Source organism: Botrimarina mediterranea (genome assembly GCF_007753265.1).
Classification (GTDB): Bacteria; Planctomycetota; Planctomycetia; order Pirellulales; family Lacipirellulaceae; genus Botrimarina; species Botrimarina mediterranea.
On the sequence record NZ_CP036349.1, the window covers coordinates 4,253,610 to 4,272,635 of the forward strand.

At 62.7% G+C, this 19,026-nt stretch carries 13 protein-coding genes and 2 rRNA genes; 8 read left to right on the plus strand and 7 right to left on the minus strand.

Features of this window, described 5'->3' with window-relative positions; all coding sequences use genetic code 11:
- Positions 1-528: 528 nt before the first annotated feature.
- Entirely contained in the window at positions 529-1,464 is a 936-nt protein-coding gene (locus tag Spa11_RS16355) for a GNAT family N-acetyltransferase (RefSeq protein ID WP_145114189.1), read from the minus strand.
- Positions 1,465-1,651: 187 nt separating this feature from the next.
- Positions 1,652-2,635 carry a DUF6690 family protein gene (locus tag Spa11_RS16360; RefSeq protein ID WP_145114191.1) on the minus strand — a complete coding sequence of 328 codons (984 nt, stop codon included), beginning with the start codon at positions 2,633-2,635 and terminating at the stop codon, positions 1,652-1,654.
- Between the two features lie 187 nt (positions 2,636-2,822).
- On the opposite strand from Spa11_RS16360, the gene Spa11_RS16365 reads away from it, so the two are divergent.
- The 5 genes from Spa11_RS16365 to Spa11_RS16385 all read left to right on the plus strand — a co-directional run bounded on the left by Spa11_RS16365 (position 2,823) and on the right by Spa11_RS16385 (position 8,366).
- Positions 2,823-4,019: a THUMP-like domain-containing protein gene (locus Spa11_RS16365; RefSeq protein ID WP_145114193.1), complete on the plus strand. Its 1,197-nt coding sequence runs from the start codon at positions 2,823-2,825 to the stop codon at positions 4,017-4,019.
- A gap of 76 nt (positions 4,020-4,095) precedes the next feature.
- The gene (locus Spa11_RS16370; protein WP_145114195.1) at positions 4,096-4,983 is read left to right on the plus strand and encodes a sugar phosphate isomerase/epimerase family protein; all 888 of its coding nucleotides are present in this window, start codon (positions 4,096-4,098) and stop codon (positions 4,981-4,983) included.
- Positions 4,984-5,007: 24 nt separating this feature from the next.
- Positions 5,008-5,943 carry a UbiA family prenyltransferase gene (locus Spa11_RS16375; RefSeq protein WP_145114196.1) on the plus strand — a complete coding sequence of 312 codons (936 nt, stop codon included), beginning with the start codon at positions 5,008-5,010 and terminating at the stop codon, positions 5,941-5,943.
- Between the two features lie 118 nt (positions 5,944-6,061).
- Positions 6,062-6,904: a sugar phosphate isomerase/epimerase family protein gene (locus Spa11_RS16380; protein ID WP_231932987.1), complete on the plus strand. Its 843-nt coding sequence runs from the start codon at positions 6,062-6,064 to the stop codon at positions 6,902-6,904.
- 109 nt (positions 6,905-7,013) lie between these two features.
- Positions 7,014-8,366 carry an alkaline phosphatase family protein gene (locus tag Spa11_RS16385; protein WP_145114199.1) on the plus strand — a complete coding sequence of 451 codons (1,353 nt, stop codon included), beginning with the start codon at positions 7,014-7,016 and terminating at the stop codon, positions 8,364-8,366.
- 152 nt (positions 8,367-8,518) lie between these two features.
- Here Spa11_RS16385 and Spa11_RS16390 read toward each other — a convergent pair whose 3' ends face one another.
- Together Spa11_RS16390 and Spa11_RS16395 are read right to left on the minus strand one after the other, a co-directional pair.
- The gene (locus Spa11_RS16390) at positions 8,519-10,303 is read right to left on the minus strand and encodes a sodium:solute symporter (protein WP_145114200.1); all 1,785 of its coding nucleotides are present in this window, start codon (positions 10,301-10,303) and stop codon (positions 8,519-8,521) included.
- A 123-nt stretch (positions 10,304-10,426) separates the two neighbouring features.
- Positions 10,427-11,104, minus strand: coding sequence for an ATP-dependent zinc protease family protein (locus Spa11_RS16395; RefSeq protein WP_145114202.1), 678 nt, complete (start codon positions 11,102-11,104; stop codon positions 10,427-10,429).
- A 215-nt stretch (positions 11,105-11,319) separates the two neighbouring features.
- On the opposite strand from Spa11_RS16395, the gene Spa11_RS16400 reads away from it, so the two are divergent.
- The 3 genes from Spa11_RS16400 (at position 11,320) to Spa11_RS23040 (ending at position 14,491) form a co-directional block, all read left to right on the plus strand.
- Complete coding sequence (locus tag Spa11_RS16400; RefSeq protein WP_145114204.1) at positions 11,320-12,903, plus strand: 7TM domain-containing protein; 1,584 nt, start codon at positions 11,320-11,322, stop codon at positions 12,901-12,903.
- 28 nt (positions 12,904-12,931) lie between these two features.
- Positions 12,932-13,888 carry an alpha-L-glutamate ligase-like protein gene (locus Spa11_RS16405; RefSeq protein ID WP_145114206.1) on the plus strand — a complete coding sequence of 319 codons (957 nt, stop codon included), beginning with the start codon at positions 12,932-12,934 and terminating at the stop codon, positions 13,886-13,888.
- A 438-nt stretch (positions 13,889-14,326) separates the two neighbouring features.
- Positions 14,327-14,491, plus strand: coding sequence for a hypothetical protein (locus tag Spa11_RS23040; RefSeq protein WP_197529456.1), 165 nt, complete (start codon positions 14,327-14,329; stop codon positions 14,489-14,491).
- 209 nt (positions 14,492-14,700) lie between these two features.
- On the opposite strand, the gene Spa11_RS16415 is transcribed toward Spa11_RS23040, so the two are convergent.
- From Spa11_RS16415 to Spa11_RS16425, 3 genes are all read right to left on the minus strand, one after another.
- Complete coding sequence (locus Spa11_RS16415) at positions 14,701-15,303, minus strand: carboxymuconolactone decarboxylase family protein (protein ID WP_145114208.1); 603 nt, start codon at positions 15,301-15,303, stop codon at positions 14,701-14,703.
- A 222-nt stretch (positions 15,304-15,525) separates the two neighbouring features.
- A 5S ribosomal RNA gene (gene rrf / locus Spa11_RS16420) occupies positions 15,526-15,634 on the minus strand.
- Between the two features lie 147 nt (positions 15,635-15,781).
- A 23S ribosomal RNA gene (locus Spa11_RS16425) occupies positions 15,782-18,588 on the minus strand.
- Positions 18,589-19,026 lie beyond the last annotated feature (438 nt).

A 19,026-nucleotide genomic window follows, 5' to 3' on the forward strand; every position in this document is an offset into this window, starting at 1 on the left:
ACAAAGCCGTTGCGACGCGGCGCCCAAGGCGCACTCCGATCGGCTCGATTCACCACTCCAGGGAGGGCCGTCGCGGTGAAGGCCCGGCGCCTGGCCCGCCTTCGTAGCGGGCCGGCTGAAGCGCGTCGCACTAGGGAATCAACCCCTAATCACGTCGCTGCCGGCGACCCCATCACCACGCAGAGAGAAGCGCCGCGGCAGGCCATGCTCTTGGCCCTGCCCGCGGTCACCCCGACCACCCGAGGGGCCGATTATGGGCGTGCTAGCACCAATGTCAAACACCCCCACGACAACGGGGGAAAAGATTCTCGTGCGACGTTTCTTAACCTCGGCTTAATCAGCAGAAAACAATCTTCGAACGGTTATCGACAGCCGCGCGACGTTCGATGGAAGGATGTGCATAACCCGTTCGCGGTCACCGCTTCGAGCTCAAATCGACGCGCCCGTTGGAGCCGCGCCCGTGAGGAAGCGGAGTCGGTGCGTAACTCCGCTTCCTGACGGGCGCGGCTCAAAAGACATGAGAACCCATCATTTCGCGCCGCTGCGCGGGCGGACGTAGACGTAACGCTTTGCCCACGCTGCAAAGCCGGCCCGCTGGTAGAGGCGCTTCGCCGGCGCGTTCCCTTCATCGACGGCGACCATCAGCTGATCGACGCCGATCGACGCGGCGGCGCTGATCGCTTGCTGCACCAGCCGTTTGCCGTAGCCACGGCCGCGCGCCGCGGGCGTGAGGCCCATGTAGATCAGCTCGGCCTGATCGGTCCCGGGGTGCTCGGCGACGAGGACAACGCCCACGTCTTCGCCATCGCGACTGGCCACGAGCCAGTGCCGCGGGTCGTAGATGCCTGTCGCCCGGTAGCCGGCGAGCACGTCGTCGAGGTCGCGATAGACTTCGAGCCCCGGGCAGTCGAGGCTGTCGATGTAGGTCGCGGTCAGCAGCCGCTTGAGGCGGCCGTGTTCACGGGGGGAGTAGGGCTCGAACGACAGGGCGTCGTCGCCAGCCGCCTTTCGATCGGCGCCGCGGATCGAGCGGCCCATGTACTGGAGCGTGGCGATCTTGTCGTAGCCCGCCTCGGCGAGCGCGGCGATGCGGGCGTCGTCCGACCGCTCGAACAACGTCTGCGTCATGGCCACGCCCACCGCGTCGCACGCCTGGGCGGCCTTGGCGATGAGGGCGGCCTCGGCAAGCTGCGCGTCCTGAGGGCGTTTGCCGACCCACTCCGGCGGCCACAACGAGGCCGCCTTGCCCGGCGAGGGCTGCGCCCAAGTCGCCGCGACGATCCGCTCGCCATCGACCGCCACCAACAACGCGTCGAGCGGCCCGAGCGCATGCGGCTCGGCGCCCGCTACGGCGTCGAGCAGCGGCCCCCGCGACTCCGGCGCAAGCGGCCGCAACACGAGCTCCAGCGCCTGACGGCGCTCGGGCTCGGCGGCAACGCGGATTCGTAGTGACGACGTCGACATGCCGCCCCGTTATACGCGGTCGGCATGGCGACGCCACCAACCACCAACCGGCGAGCCGTGAGCATCAGCGACCGGAGTCGAGGCGGGTACACGCCTAAAACTCCGTTCGCGGAGAGCCGGCGACGCCAGTCGTCGGAGCGAAGCGGGTACCTGCTTCACTCCGGTCTCTGACGCTCCCGGCTTGCCGTTAACCCGGCCAGCGAAACCGATCCCGATACCCATCCAGCTTCTCCACTTCCGGCGGCGGCGCCGCGGCGGGGGTTCCGAACTCCGGCAGCTTCGGCGTCGGCGGGCCGTTCACCGCGTTGGGGTCGGCGGGGGCGGCGGACGCCTTTGGATCGATCGGCTTGGCGTCGGGCACCACGCTCCGCGACGGGAGAACCGGCGACGCGTCGTCGTTCTTCCCTCTCGCTTCGGCAAGCCGGGGCTCCGGCGGCGGCGCGGCCGACGGGATCTCAAGCCGCGGCGCGAACGACTTGGCGACGTAGGGACCGCCGGGACGCGTCACGTCCATGTCCACCGTGAAGCTGCCGTGCGGAGACGTGGCCCAGAGGGTCCCCTCGGGCCGGGTCCGGAGGATGCCGCGGAGCTGTTTCTTCTCGACGGCTTGGAAGACCTGATCGCCGGGCGAACCGCTGGCGGGCTGCATCGCGAAGCGACTCGTCGCCAAGTGGACGAGGCGCGACGTGTCGGCCGTGCGGCCGTGGAGCGTCATGCGTTGCAACACGCCGTTCGCGTCGAAGTAGTAGGTGAGCGACCCAGCGATGTCGGTCATCCCGGCGCCGGTCACCAGCGGCACACGGACGCCAAACAGCGTTGGGTCCGAGAGGCCGGTCGATTTGCGGGCCCAGTTGCGGTAGACCCAGTTCTTATCGACGCCCCAGTCCATCGCCTGTTCGAGCGGGATGCCGACGGGTCCCACGAGCGAAGCGGGGCTGTCGTAGACGTGCGAGCCCGGGCCGCCCCGGAAACCTGTTTCGGGCGGGCGGGCGACTCCGCCGCCGAGCGGGTCGAACTCTTGCTTAGGCGGGGGCGCCGCTTCGGCCTCGGCCGGTGCGGCCGGCGCGGCCCAGGGGTTCGGCAGCCCGCCGTTGTTCGCTTGCGACAGGACGTACGGTCCGCCGGCGGCGGCGCCGAGCACGCCAGCGAGTACGAGGGGGCGTCCGATCATGGGATCACACAGGAGGATCGGTAGGAGTAACCGGCCAGCGACGGCGCGGGCGGCGGGGCGTTGGAACAAAACGCCCGCATCGGAGAAGATCGGCGCCAGCAGTCGCGCCGCCCCTGCAATGGCGCCCGCGCCGCTAGGACGCCGCTAGCTGGCGAGCTTTGCCCCATCCCGAGAACCAGCCCAATCGATGGCGTCCCCTCCCCTGCCCTCGCCGACGACAGCCCAATGGTTGCTGGGCGACGAAGCGGCGACGGTCCTCGCCGACATCGCCGACGCGACGCTCAGCCCCGCGGCGATCGAGAAGCTGCGCAAGCAGCTCGGCGGCCCCGACGCGGCTCCGCGGGCCGCCGCCGCTTTCGAGCTCGCCGAGCTGCGCCATCGCGCTACGAACAAGTTCACCCGCGCAGCCGAGATGTTCTTCACCCGCAAGGCCCTTGAGCAGTCGACCGACGAGTGGATCGCCCGCTACAAGGCCCAGCGGCTGAGCGCCCACCAGACGCTCGTAGACGCATGCTGTGGGCTCGGTGGCGACCTAGTGGGGAATCTGACCGGCCGACCCAAAGGCGTCGATTCTGACCCCCTTCTGGCCGCCTACGCGGGTCGTAACGCGGAGGTCTACGGCGTCGAGGCGACCATCTCCACAACCACCCTCGCCGCCGATAATCTGCCCGAGTGCGACGCCTGGCACGCCGACCCCGACCGCCGCGTCGGCGGCCGGCGTTCGTCGCAGCCCGACCTCCACGAACCGACGCTAGCGACGCTCGCCGCTTGGCGCCGACGGACCCCCGCCGCCGCGATCAAACTCGCCCCCGCCGCCCAGCTCCCCGACGACTGGCAGGCGGAGTGCGAACTCGAATGGATCAGCCGCGCCGGCGAGTGCCGCCAGCTCGTCGCCTGGGCCGGCCCCCTCGCCCACGATCCGGGTCAGCGCCGCGCCACCAAAGTTCATAGCGACGGAACGGCAGCGACGTTCCTTGGCGATTCCAACGCCGCCTGCGGCTTAGCAGGCCAACTCGGCGCCTACATCCACGACTTCGACCCCGCCATCCTCGCCGCGGGCCTCGACAGCGCGCTCGCCGCGCGACACGCATTGTCGCGCTGCGCGACACGGGTGGCGTACTTCACCAGCGACACAGCGGTCGATGATCCGCTGGTGGCTTCGTTCCGGGTTGTTGAAGTGGCGCCGCTAAGCCGCAAGCGGCTGGCGAATTGGATTCGGGAGCACAACGTCGGGACGCTTGAGATCAAATGCCGCGGCGTCGATGTCCGACCCGAAGCGCTGCGGCGAGAGCTCAAGCCCCAAGGCGACGCGTCAGCGACGCTCCTCATCTTCCCCGACCACCGCGGCAAACCGATCGTCGTCATCGCCGAGCGCCCACTCTGAGCGTCCGACAGCGGGTAGCCCTGTCCGGCGCACGGGTTGCTGGCGACAATCGTCCTCTGCCACCTCAGGAGCCGCCGTGAAACTCGCCTTCAGCGCCAACGCCTATCTCTCCTTCCCGATCGACGAGGCGCTGCGTCGTATCGCGGCGGCGGGCTATGCGGGCGTCGAGTTGCTCGCCGACGTGCCGCACGCCTGGCCCGCGGGTCTGCTCGAAGTGCAGAAGGACGCGATCCGGCGTTCGCTCGAAGACAACCGGCTGACGATCTCGAACATCAACGCGTTCATGATGAACGCCGTCGCCGACCCGCGGCAGCCGTACTGGCACCCGAGCTGGACCGACCCCGACCCGCACTACCGCACGATCCGCCGCGAACACACGAAGCGCTCGTTGCGGCTCGCCCTGGACCTCGGCGCCCCGCACATCACGACCGAGCCCGGCGGCCCGGCGTTCGAAGGCCAGTCCCGCGCCGACGCGCTGCGCCTCTTCCGCGAAGAGCTGCTGCCGTGCGTCGAGATGGCCGAGGCGATCGGCGTCGGGCTGCTCATCGAGCCCGAGCCCGAGCTCACGATCGAACGATTCGGTGAGTACTTGGAGTTCGTCGAGTCGCTCGACTCGCCGCGTGTGGGGCTGAACTTCGATGTGGGCCACGCGTACTGCGTCGGCGAAGTCCCGCAGGACTGGGTCGCCCGGATGGCGCCGCACACGGTGCATTACCACCTCGAAGACATCGCCGCGACCCGCGTCCACAAGCACCTCATCCCCGGCCACGGCGCCGTCGATCTAAAGGCAACGATCAACGCGATCGCCGATACGGGCTACGACGGCTGGCTCACCGTCGAACTCTATCCGTATGGTGACTCGCCCGACGCCGCAGCGGCGGAGGCTTTCGCGTACTTGGCGCCGCTGGTGCATGACGCGAAGAGGAGAACCACGGATCACACGGATTTCACGGATGAAGAATAAAGGCAATCCCCATCCGTGTTATCCGTGACATCCGTGGTCAAAAAAATCGCCGCCTACGCCAAGCTGCTGCGGCTGTCGAACGCGCCGACGGCCGTGGCGGATGTGTGGATGGGCTACGCGGTGGTGAGCGGAGAGTTGAAGCCGACTTGGCCGCTGGCGCTGATGACGGTAGCGTCGCTGTGCCTCTACCACGGCGGCATGGCGCTCAATGATGCGAATGACGCAGAGGAGGACGCACGAGATAATCGCGGCCGCCCAATTGAGAACGAGCAGGTCTCAAGAAACACCGCGTATAGCCTCGCCTATGGCCTTTTCACCTTGGCGATACTGCTCTCATTTTATCTCTGCATTCTAATCGCTGGATTTGAACTGCTCTTCATCACAGCTCTGCTCTGCGCAGCAATCATCGCCTACAACTCGCGATACAAACCAACCGTTGCCGGCCCGTTCTTGATGGCATTTTGCCGATTCTTGAATGTTCAGTTGGGATCATCTGCCGCGGTCTTCACGTTGCAAACCTTTGAAGGCAAAGCACCTGCGAGTCTATCCGACGCCTATGCCGCCGCTTTTGTTATCGGCTGCTATGTGCTGGGTCTAACGCTGTTTGCTCGCCATGAAACGGCAGGCGCAAATAGAGTTCCTCTTCTAATTGGGCTCTCTATTAGCTTAGCCGCGATTGCTATTGCAGCGACCACCCTATGGATCCCACCTAGCGTCAATCCGTTGTCTTGGCGTCTCATGCTGGTAGTAGCGGGCCTGTTTTCTGTACGCGGCATGGTCGCCGGCATCCTTCAGCCCACACCCAAGAACATCGGCCGCGGCGTTGGCATCGCTATCCAGGGGCTCGTTGTCATCGACGCGACGCTGGCGACGCTTTACGCGGGGCCGGTCGCGGGGCTGGCGATTCTCGCGCTGCTGCCGGTTACGATGCTGCTTGCGCGGTGGATTCCGCAGACGTGACGTATGCACCCAATAGAAAGTCGTTTGGTGATTCACTCCGGTCGCTAACGCTCCCGGCTCGCCAGCCCCTAGTCCCCCGTCCCTAGCCCCCCGTCCCTAGCACCTCGTCCCTTCTCTCTTGATCCTCGGCTACAACACCAACGGCTTCGCCCACCACGCGCCGCAGGACGCGATGGAGGTGCTTGCTTCGATCGGCTATCGCGCGGTCGCGTTGACGATCGATCACGGCGTGCTCAATCCGCGCGACGCGGCTCTCGGCGATCAGCCCGGGCGGTTGCGGCGAGTGGCGAAGAAGCTGGGGCTGACGATCGTCGTTGAAACGGGTGGACGCTACTTGCTCGACCCGTGGATGAAGCACGAGCCGACGCTCGTCTCCACCGACGCCGACAAGCGGGCGTCGCGGGTGGCGTTTTATGAGCAAGCGATTGATGTCGCACAGGAACTCGGCGCCGTGTGCGTCTCGCTCTGGTCGGGCGTCTTGCGTGATGACGCGCCGGCGGGCGAAGCTTGGGAGCGGCTCGTCGCGGGGATGAAGCCGGTGCTGGAGCACGCCCATCGGTGCGCGATGCCGGTCGCCTTCGAGCCCGAGCCGGGGATGTTTGTCGCGACGCTTGCCGATTACCGTGAGTTGAAGGAACGCTTAGCCGCTAGCGGCGTGGTCATGGAACCGCTGCGGTTGACGATCGATATCGGGCACCTGCACTGCAACGGCGAGACGCCGCTCGCCGATGAGATCGAGCGGCACGCCGCCGACCTGGCGAACGTCCACCTTGAAGACATGCGCGCCGGCGTCCACGAGCACCTGCCTTTCGGCGAAGGCGAGATCGACTTCACCGAAGTGATGGCGGCCCTCAAGCGAATCACCTACACGGGCCCGGCATGCGTCGAGCTCAGCCGCCACAGCCACGACGCCCCGCGCGTCGCCCGCGCGGCTTACGACTTCCTTACCTCTTTTGATTAACCACAAAGGAACGAAGGAACCAAGGTGGGTTGGACCGTCCCAACCAACTATATACCCCTTCCCTTCGTTCCTTAGTTCCTTTGTGGTGAATAACTGAATCCCATTGAGCATGGCCGACCACGTTTTTCTGTTGTCCGTTCCCGGTCTGCGTGAGCGCGACCTTGAGCACATGCCGCGGCTGAGCTCGCTTACCGCGGCGGGCGATCGGGCGCCGCTCGTGGCGAGCGTGCCGGCGGTGACGCTGCCGGTGCAGGCCAACATGACGACGGGGCAGCCACCCGCGGAGCATGGCGTTGTCGCCAACGGCTTTTACTGGCGCGACGGGCGTGGCGCGCACGACGGCGTCGAGATGTGGACCGCTTGGGCCGACGTGGTGCAGCGGCCGCGCATCTGGGATCGGCTCAAGGACCACGACACGTCGCTCACCAGCGCCGTTTGGTTCCCCCTGCTCGTGAAAGGCTGTGCGGCGGACTTCGTTTGCACGCCCGCGCCGAAGCACAACGAGGACGGCAGCGAGTCGATGTGGTGCTACACCCGGCCCGAGCCGTTGTACGCCGACCTGCTGCCCGAGCTGGGCCACTTCCCGCTGCAGCACTTCTGGGGGCCGATGGCGAACATCCAGGGGAGCCGTTGGATCGTGTCGTCGCTCTTGTGGCTGCTGGAGCGTGAGCAGCCGAACTTTGTTTACGTCTACTTGCCGCACCTCGATTACGCGGCGCAGAAGTTCGGGCCCGATTCGCCGCAGGCGATTGCGGCCTTGGAGGAACTTGATGGTGAGATTGGGCGACTCGTCGATGGCGTGCAGACGGCGCTAAGCGGCGAGCCGCTGTGGCTAGTGGCTTCGGAGTATGCGATCAGCGAGGTCTCGCACGCCAGCTACCCGAACCGCGCCTTGCGCGACGCGGGGCTGCTGGAAGTACGGCAGGACGAGGACGGTCGCGAACGGCTCGACTTCGCGGCGAGCCGCGCATGGGTGATGGTGGACCATCAGGTGGGGCATGTCTTCGTCCGCGACCGCGACGCGGCGGTGATCGCTCAAGCGACCGACGCGCTCGGCAAACTCGAAGGGATCGCCGCGGTTTGGGACGCCGAAGAGCAAGCCCGCCAGGGAGTCGGCCACGAGCGTTCGGGCGACCTCTTGCTGGTTAGCGAGCCGCATAGTTGGCAGGCTTACTACTGGTGGCGTGACGACGCGCTCTCGCCGCGGTTCGCCCGGCAAGTCGATATCCACCAGAAGCCGGGCTACGACCCGTGCGAGCAGTTCTGGGACATGGCCGCGATGCAGCAGCACGGCGGCGGCGTGCCGCTAGATCCGCTGCGGGTGAAGGGCTCGCACGGCGCCCCGCCGCGCAGCGACGCCCAACGCGGCGTGCTGCTCTCCAGCCGCAAAGGGACGTTCATCGAACAGCCGACCGCCGATGTCGATGTGTTCGACATGGTGCTGCGGCAGTTCGGGGCGTAAAGCGAGGCGCGCGCATGCTGTAATCGGGGTCTCCAGACCCCGATAAGGTTCGGCTGTGGGAGGGGTCTCCAGACCCCGATTACGCGCACCATTCGGCTACGGAGTGGATACCGAAATCGGCGTCTGGAGACGCCTCCTACAAGTCTTTTCGATCAACCGCTGAAGTAGATGTACGCGCCGAGGATCAGCGCCATCACGAGGCACGAAGTGATCACGTCAATCGTGCCCCAACTTTCGCGCGTCCGCGCCTTGTCTTCTTCGGTGATCGCGCCGTACGTGAGTCCGCTAATCTGGGCTTCGTTGGGCGGCGATGTCAGGTAGCTGACGAGGATCATCGCCGCGGCGCTCACCAGCGTGATGATCAGGCTAAAGTACTGGAAATAGATCTTGTTCACGATCCACAGCAGCGAGCCCGCCGGGTACTCGAAGCCGGGGTAGATCTTGCTCGGCGTATCGACGCCCATGCGGAAAAGCCCCAGCGCGAAACCCACCAGCAGCGCCGCCATGCAGCCGGCCGCGTTGAGCCGCTTCCAGGCGATGCCGAGGAAGAAGACGACAAAGATCGGCGGCGCCAGGTAACCCTGCACACTCTGTAGATAATCGTAGAGGCCCTTCGAGCCCTGGATGACAGGGATCCACGCCATACCGATGAGCACCATCGCCACCGTGGCCATGCGGCCCACCTGCACCAGCCGCTTCTCCGACGCCAGCGGCGCGAACTTCTGGTAGAGGTCGATCGTGAACAGCGTGCTGCACGCATTGAAGACGCCGGCCAGCGAGCTCATCAGCGCCGACAGCAGACCCGCAACGACCAGTCCGCGGATGCCCGTCGGCAAGACGTTCTGCACCATCATCGGGAACGCCTTGCCGGAGTCCTCGATCTCGGACCCGTCCTCGGTCATCATTGGCGCGAAGTCCAGATTGTCGATTTCACCCGACTGCGACTTCATCACCAGCCCCATGCAGATCATGCCGGGGACGATGAAGATGAACACCGGCAGCAGCTTGAGCAGCGCCGCGAAGATGCTGCCGCGGCGGGCCTCGGTCTCGTTCTCGGCGCCGAGGGCGCGCTGGACGATGTACTGGTCGGTGCACCAGTACCAGAGGCCGATGATCGGCGCGCAGAAGAGCATGCCAAGCCACGGGTAGTTGCCATTGAAGTACCACGCCTGGCGGGTGAGCTGGCCCGCGTCGTTGGTCTCTTCGACCGGGGCCCACTCGAACGGCAACGCCTTCCCGTCTACTACCGCGGTGAGCGGCTTCCAGAGGTTGAACTTGTCGTCGCCGATCGTGTCACGCAACCCCTCCCAGCCCCCGATCGCTTGCAGGCCGTAGTAAGTCACCAACGCCGAGCCGACGATCAGCACGACCGTTTGCAAGGTCTCGGTATAGGCGACCGCGCGGAAGCCGCCGAGCGTCGTGTAAACACCCGTCAGCACCAGCACAATCAGCGAGCCGATCCAGAAACTGTTGAGTGGTCCGATCGTGAGTTCGGGCAGCAGCACCGAGAAGACAATGCCACCGGCGTAGATGCCCACGGCGATCTTTGTGACGACGTACGCCACGAGCGAAATGATGCTCAGCGTGTACCGCGCCGCGGGCGAGAACCGTCGCTCGAGGAACTCCGGCATCGTGAACACCCGGCTCCGGGCGTAGAACGGAACCAGGATCCATCCGAGCACCAGCAGGCACCAGGCGTGCAGCTCGTAATGCGCCATCGCGACGCCGTCGGTCGCGCCCGAACCGGCGAGGCCCACGAGATGCTCCGAGCCGATGTTCGACGCGAAGATCGACGCCCCGACGATGAACCAGCCGAGGCTATGACCAGCGAGGAAGTAATCCTCAGACGTATCGTTCTTCTGGCGGATGACCCACCAAGCGAGTCCCAGGATAATGGCGAAGTAGCCGCCAATGACGGCCCAGTCGAGCGTTTCCACGAACGGCGATCCGAGAGGCAGAGGAGTGTCGGGACAGAAAAGTAACAATGGTTTAGAAAAACCACTGATGGAGGAGATTAACCTCCAGCCCCTGCCGTCAGCAACCCGGAGCGCGCCTTAATCTCAGCCTTCGCTCTCGTCCTCTTCCTCGTCGTCCTCGATCTCGACCTCCTCGTTATCGGCGATCTGCTCCGCCACCGGTTCAACGGAGACGTCGACAAGGAAGGTACCGCAGAGCAGATTGCGCCCGATGAGGAGCGGATACTTCATATGCGAACGGTCGTTGAGCGTGACATGCACGCGCCGCTCGACGTCCCCGTAACTCAGCGTCAACCAGACTTTGTAGCGACGCTGGATGGCGTCGGAGTTGGTGGTCTTCACCCGGACGGTGTCGGCGATGGTGGTTGTCACCCGCTTCTTCTTGCCGTCGGTCGATTCCAGTTCGAAGGAGACCTTTTTGCCGATGTTCTTGATCATCGACTTCTTGTTGGCGTCTTCGATCTTGACCTTGGTGGCGTGGATCGAGCACGTCTTGGCGCCCGTATCGACGCGGGCCCGATAGCTAAATCCCGATTCCTTCTCGGTAAACTTGGCGACCGGACCGAGGACGACCTTATTCTCCGCCTCCGGACAGTCCTCCGGCGCCGGCGGGTCCGGTGGCACGGATTCGTCCACTTCTTCCGTTATTACCGCTTCTTGCGCCCAAGCCGGCGCCATGCTCGACGTGAACACGCAAGTCGGCACGACAGCGAAGCAGAGGAGCCAGCGGGACCAATTCAGGCAGGTTAGGTAGCTCAGCATCGGGATTCGGATCACGTGGATCAGGCGCCCAGGGTGGGCTTGGAAAATCGGGGCGATACGGAAGAATAGCAAGCTGTCGGTAGTTCAGGGGGGCTATTTCCGAGCTATAGTCTACGCGAACACCGCCAGTTTAGTTCCCTTGCGACGGATTGCAGGCTGCCTAAACGGCATGTTTCTGCGACACGACACACTCCCTATGACTCCCCCTTCCGACCGTGAGCAGTCGCTCGCTTAGCCAAATCGGGCTGGTTTCCCTCCTCGTTATCGGCGGGGCGTGGGTGGCGATGCGGCATTCCGCCCGCATTGCCGACCGCACCGCCCTTGAAGACAGCCGTTGGCGCTTGACGTACGACGTCAAGTTCAAGGCGACCGGTTCGCGCACCGAGGTCCGCCTGGCGTTGCCCCTGGGCAGCGACCACATCCGGATCGAGGAAGAGAACGCCACCAACCCTAAGCTCACCGAAGACACCCGTCGTTTAGTGCCGAGCGGGACTCGGGAGTTGGTCGTCGCCACCAACCAGCTCGGCGACTATCAAGTAACCTCCGAGTTCGTCCTACGACTCCGTCCACGGGGGGGATTCGGCGAAACGCCGCTGGCGGGCCTCTCTGGCGATGTCCGCGCCCGGTACACCGCCGAAGTCCGGACGATTTTCCCCACCCGCAACTCGGACGTGCAGGCCCTGCTGAATCAGGCGAAGGAAGTGAGCGGCGAGTCCCGCGGCGCCATTCTTCAATGGATCTTCGAGCACTGCTCACGGGACCTGAAACCGGCCCCGGCAAACGCCAACGACACCGTCCTCGGCGCCCTTCGCGATCAAACGGCGACACCGCTGGGCCGTGCCCGCTTGATGGTGACGCTCTGCCGCGCCGCCGATTTCCCTGCACGACTAGTTACTGGCTTTGAGCTGCGCCAGCAGGACCAGCTAACCCCTCACACCTGGGTCGAGGTCTTCAGTGAAGGCGTTTGGTTGCCGTTCGACCCGGTCTACGGACATGCCCGACGGATGCCAAACGAGTTCGTGGCCGCCCGCCGCGATGGCGAACAGATCGTCCGCACGCCCCGGGCCGCCATGGCCGAAGCGATCGAGACGAAGTATTCGATTGTGCGACTTGGCCCCTCCAACGCCGTCATCAACCGCGCCAAGCCTCGACCCTCTCAGGTCTTCAATCTCACTCGCCTGCCAGTCGAGATGCACGAGGTCCTGAAGCTGCTTCTCCTGCTGCCGTTCGGGGCGTTGATCACCGCTTTTTTCCGTAACATTGTCGGCATCCCAACCTTCGGGACGTTCGCGCCAGCACTGTTCGCCGTCAGCTTCATTTATGCCGACTGGGGGTCCGGACTGATGATCCTAGCGGTCGTCTTCGCCGCTGGGCTTATCGGCCGCGCAATTGTCGGCAGGCTTCAATTGCTGATGGTGCCACGGCTCAGCATCATCCTAACCGTCATCATCCTGTGCGTGGTCTTTGGCGTGTCGGCGCTCGACTACCTCAATCTAACTCCCAGCGCCAACGCCGTGCTGTTGCCGCTGGTGATCGTGACGGTGCTGATCGAACGCTTCTACGTAACCACCGAAGAAGATGGCATCGGCTACTCCTTGCAGCTTATCGCGGGCACAATCGCCGTTGGCGCCGTGTGTTTCACGATCCTCAGCTGGAAGGAAGTCGGGGACCTGATCCTCGTCTACCCCGAGATCCACCTGATCACCGTCGCCCTGTTCATCGCCATCGGTCGTTACGCCGGCTACCGGATCGTCGAGCTCTGGCGCTTCCGCGATCTGGTGAAGGCCCAGGACGCTTGATCCCCTTCCCCCCTCCGAGCCGATAGCGATGCCGCGCTGGTTTGCCTGGCCGAGCGAGCTGAAAGAGAGCGGGATCCTTGGGATCAACCGCCGCAACCTCTCGTACATCCTCGAGTCGAACCCCCGCCGGCTTTACCCGCGGGTCGACAACAAGCTGATCACCAAGTCGATCTGCGAGGCGAACGGGATTCCCGTTCCCGAGACTTACGGCGTTTTCAGCTCGCATGGGCAGGTCCGCAACTTCCCGGCGTTGGTCCAGGAACAGAACGACTTCGTTATCAAACCGGCTTGCGGCGCCGCGGGCCGTGGCGTGATGGTCATCGCCGAACACGTCGGTGATATTTACGTGACCCCCAGCGGACGCGGCCTGCGGTGGAGCGAGGTCCGCTACCACCTCTCGACCGTCATTTCTGGCCTGCACTCGCTCGGCGGACAGATGGATAAAGCGATTGTCGAGCGGCGGATCGTGACCCATCCCGCCCTCGACGCCGTCTCGGTTGGCGGCACGCCCGACTGCCGTGTGATCCTTTACCGTGGCATCCCCGTCATGGCGATGCTCCGCCTGCCGACACACGCCTCCGGCGGCCGAGCCAACCTCCACCAGGGCGCCATCGCCGCGGCGATCGACCTCGTGACTGGCCGCACCTACGGCGGTGTCTGCAACAATCGCGTCTACGACGAACACCCGGACACCCACCAACCGATCGCCGGCATCGGCCTGCCCGACTGGAAACGGCTGCTCGAGTCCTCCATGAAACTCTCCGACGCCCTGGAGATGGGCTATATCGGAGTGGACTTCGTGATCGACGCCGAAAAGGGACCTGTCGTCCTCGAAGCCAACGCCCGCCCGGGCCTGGCAATCCAGGTCGCCAACCGAACCGGCATCCGCCCGCGACTCGAAAAGATCCGCAGCGTGCCAGAGAGCCGCCTGAAGGGCGAATCGCGTTGGAAGCTGATCGAAGAGGTCTCTAACATCGGCCTCTAGGCTGCCGCAGCGCGGGGGACGACGTATGGTTGCGGTGGTTCGAGCCTTCGTCTGAACCTTCGATCGCCCCTTCGGGTAGCAGCCATGAACGCACCAACGCCGTTAAACGCCCCCCCGACACTTCTCGCCGCAGCGCCCTCAAGCCACCCTGCTCCGCCGAGCTCAAGAGCCTCGGCATCGACCAACGCAGCGGCGGCAGCGATTGCCCGCTCAGAAGCCCTCGCCGCGTCGCGGCAATCGCCTGCCAAACTGGCTCCGCTTCCCACGGCGCCTGCCGCGGGACCTAAACCCACGGCGTCGGTTCCGGCTGCGCCCGCTCCTGGGGAGGCGCTGGCCGAGCACCCGTGGCGAACGTTCTTCTCTGAATGGCCGAGTCAGATCCCCAAGCGGGGCATCCTAATCACGAAGCTCAACGAGGCCTCGCCATTCAAGGCTTTCATGATGCGCGGCGACTTCTTGCTGCTTGAGCGGGTGAGCCCGGACTCGCTCGGTGGACGATTCATCGTCATCCCGTTTGAAGAGATCTCGACGGTGAAGTTCACCGACCCGCTGAAACAGCCGGCCCTCGAAGCCGCGGGCTTCGCGGGGCAGCTCTCGCAGTAGAAACGAGGCAGAGTGAACCACGATGGGCGCCGGGGGCACGAGCCTCTCGTGACAGCAAGTCGGGAGCGGGCAATGCCGATGCCTATAGCAGCTCCCACGATAGAACGTCTGAGCCGTGGGCGCTAGCCGTCAGAGGGGAGGGCGACTGGGTGCTGCATTCCAAGGGACAACGCCCACGGTTCAGAAGCTACGGCTACGCGAACCCCACTCTAGAACTTCAGCTCGCCGATGATGCACTTCTGATCGGCTATCATGGCGCGCTTGAGCGTTGGATAGACGCGCGAACCTATCACTACCACCGCGATTTCAGCAACGGCCTCGTCGCCATAGTGGGCTCGGAGGCGTTTGACGCGTTCAGGTGTGACTTCGCCGGCGCCAACGATCGCCCGTGAGTGGTCCCGGACATCCCGCAGATGGCTGGGGAGCTTCTCCGGGCTATGAAGCAGCAAATTAAGCGTGCTCCGCTCGACTCCCGCCGCAATAGCCATCCGTAGATTCAATTGGGTGCAGGGGCCGCAATCTTCCTCGAGCATCGTCGCAATGCGGGCGACATAGTGGGCCTCGAGCGGGAGCGCCCTTCGATAAGCCGACATCCCCTCCGCTTGGGTGAACACCTCGTAGGCGCCGGGCGATTCCTCCGCCAACTGCCGGAGGTAAGCAGTGTCATAGCCGTAGGTCGCCTCAAACTCCTGCAGCGCGGCGAGATTGTCTGTCGTTACCGGGTCATGCTCTTCTGCCTGCATGTCCCTGGGCGCCATCGATACTGCTAGAACGAGGCCAACCAATAAGGAAAAGAGGCGGCATCGGTTCATCAGAGTTCTCCTCCAAGACAATGAAAACGCATCGGTGATCGCCCATGATCGGGCGCTTTCCCCGCGCCAAGGCGCCAGGGATCACCAATTAGACGTAGAAGCCCACGGGTCTGTGACACCCCGCGGGAAACTCGCTACAAAAAGTGACGAGTAAGAGAGACAGCGAGTTACGGTCGGCGCATAAAAAAACCTCCCCGGGCCGAAGCCCGGGAAGGTTTTAAAAACTGGCGATACCTACTTTCGCACTGGTAGGCACTATCATCGGCTCCGAAAGCTTGACTACTGTGTTCGGAATGGGAACAGGTATTTCCTTTCGGATATGGTCGCCAGAAAGCCGTGATCGGCGGTTAGACCGATCACGCCTCACCGCTTACGCGGCGAATATGGCTGTGTCAATTTTTGACATGACTTGAGCAAGAGCGACTGACGGTCACATCGCTGTGACGCGTCTCTCGCACGCTTGAAGCGTTTGATTAATGTGGCCAAACGTTCGTCCGTTAGTACCGGTCAGCTGAACACATTACTGTGCTTACACATCCGGCCTATCAACCTGGTCGTCTCCCAGGGGACTTTCGGTCATTGACCTACGAAACCTAATCTTGAGGCGGGCTTCACGCTTAGATGCCTTCAGCGTTTATCCGTTCCGTCCTTAGCTATCCTGCCGTGCCGCTAGCGCGACAACAGGAACACCAGAGGGACGTCCTTCTAAATCCTCTCGTACTAAAGAAGAACCCTCTCAAGTTTCGTGCGCCCACAGTAGATAGGGACCGACCTGTCTCACGACGGTCTGAACCCAGCTCACGTACCACTTTCATTGGCGAACAGCCAAACCCTTGGGAGCTTCTCCACCCCCAGGATGTGATGAGCCGACATCGAGGTGCCAAACCGCTCCGCCGCTATGGACGCTCGGGAGCGATAAGCCTGTTATCCCCGGAGTACCTTTTATCTGTTGAGCGATGGCCCTTCCATGCGGGACCACCGGATCACTAAGCCCTACTTTCGTACCTGCTCGACCTATCAGTCTCGCAGTTTAGCACCCTTCTACCTTTACGCTCGATGCCTGATTGCCAACCAGGCTGAGGGTACCAATTGGGCTCCTCCGTTACTCTTTAGGAGGAGACCGCCCCAGTCAAACTGCCCAACTGACACTGTCCGCTGCCTGGTTTCACAGGAATCAGCGTTAGAACTTATGCATTAAAAGGGTGGTATTTCACCAACGGCTCCCCTCGAGCTGGCGCCCGAGGTTCGAAGCCTCCCACCTATCCTACACAGTCAATACACGAGCCCAATATCAGCCTACAGTAAAGGTTCACGGGGTCTTTCCGTCTAGCTGCGGGAACGTGGCATCTTCACCACGACTACAATTTCACCGGGTCATTGGTTGAGACAGTATTCCAGTCGTTACGCCTTTCATGCAGGTCGGAACTTACCCGACAAGGAACTTCGCTACCTTAGGACCGTCATAGTTACGGCCGCCGTTTACTGGGGCTTCGGTCAAAAGCTTCGCTATATAAATATAACTAACCTCTTACCTTAACCTACCAGCACCGGGCAGGCGTCAGACTCTATACATCCACTTGCGTGTTAGCAGAGTCCTGTGTTTTTGATAAACAGTCGCTGGAACCGATTTACTGTGGCCTACTCGCGTAGGCATCCCTTATCGCGAACTTACGGGATCAATTTGCAGAGTTCCTTAACCAATGTTCTCCCGAGCGCCTTAGACTACTCGTCTCGCCTACCTGTGTCAGTTTTAGTACGGACGGTCTGCTTCAACCCTACGAGGCTTTTCTTGGACGTCCTTCACGCGACATACCCATCGTAAACGGGGTTAGCCTTGCGGCCAGGGACATTTCTAACAGTCCCCTCGCGATCCAAACGCCGTCCCCTCTTCGGTCCACAGAACCGGCGCAGGAATATTAACCTGCTGTCCATCGTCTACGCCTTTCGGCCTCGACTTAGGCTCCGGCTAACCCTGGGCGGAATTACCTACCCCAGGAAACCTTAGGCTTTCGGCGGGCAGGATTCTCACCTGCCTTATCGTTACTCATTCCGGCATAATCACCCGCTGAACCCAACACCGCTCCTTCCGGTACGGCTTGTATCTGCTCAGCGGCGCTCTCCTACCATAAATCTACTGCTTCGGTGTCGTACTTACTCCCGTTCATTATTGGCGCAGAACTGCTCGACCAGTAAGCTGTTACGCACTTTTTAAATGATGGCTGCTTCTAAGCCAACATCCTGGTTGTCACAGCAATTCAACTTCCTTAGTGACTTAGCACGACTTCGGGACCTTAGCAGGTAGTCTGGGTTGTTTCCCTCTCGACCGCGGAGCTTATCCCCCGCGGACTCACTGCCGAGATAGTTTTACCGGTATTCGGAGTTTGGTTCAGCAGGGTACCCCGCGAAGGGCCCCAAACCAAATCAGTCTCTCTACCCCCGGTAGATAGTGGCTCGACGCTGCCCCTAAAGGCATTTCGGAGAGAACGAGATATCTCCTAGTTTGATTAGACTTTCACTCCTCCCCACAAGTCATCCCCTCGGTTTTCAACCCAAGTGGGTTCGGTCCTCCACGCGGTATGACCCGCGCTTCAACCTGCTCATGGGTAGATCACTAGGTTTCGCGTCTACCGCCCGCGACAATTTCGCCCTATTAAGACTCGGTTTCCCTGAGGCTTCGGCCCGTAAGGCCTTAACCAAGCCGCAAACGGTAACTCGCCGGATCATTATGCAAAAGGCACGCCGTCACACATTAAAATAGTGCTCCGACCGCTTGTAAGCGTATGGTTTCAGGTTCACATACCTCCCCTAGAAGGGGTTCTTCTCATCTTTCAGTCGCCATACTGAGTTCACTATCGGTCATCAGGTTGTGTTTAGCCTTACGGGATGGTCCCCGTGGATTCAGTCGGGGTTTCACGTGACCCGACCTACTCAGGTACCCCTCGAGAGTCTATCCGGAGTCGCTTACGGGGCTGTCACCCTCTGCGGCGTCCCTTTCCAAGGACTTCTGCTTCCAGATAGATTTGTGACTCTCATGTGAAGGGCCCTACAACCCCGCCGAGGAAACCTCGACGGTTTGGGCTGTTTCCCGTTCGCTCGCCGCTACTGAGGAAATCGATTTTTCTTTCTCTTCCTGCGGGTACTTAGATGTTTCAGTTCTCCGCGTTTGCTAGGGAATCTCGGGATCACTGTTTATTTGTCAACTCCCCCGAGCATTTCGCAGACTTTCACGCCCATTATCGCCACCTGATGCCAAGACATCCCCCATACGCTCTTAATAGCTTGGCCACATTAATCGAACGCTCCAGGCGTCGCTGATTCGCAAGCGAACCAGCTATCCATCGGCGAGCGAAGAATGCTAGCTATCTATGCTGCTAGTCGGCGAAGACTAACAGCGAGTAACGCTTCTTCATTGCCCTGCTGCCGCTCGCGGGCTAGAAAACCGCTTGCGACAGAAGAGCGAGGTGCTCGACAAGGACAACTCACCTGGCAGCAGATCGCAGGTTCGCCGACGGCCCCGAAGGACCGCCAACAGCCCCCTTGGGACCGCAGCAGCTGAGTCGCCCTCATTTAAGATGCCACTCTTGCTCAAGCCAAATTGTCAAAGATCGCCAACTTGCGTTGGCCCGGCCACAGCCTGCCGAGGTCTACATCACAGCGTCGCATCGCGACGGGACGCACGAAGAAGCCAGCCTGATTGGCGGCCACAGCCTAGAGGCCATTGAG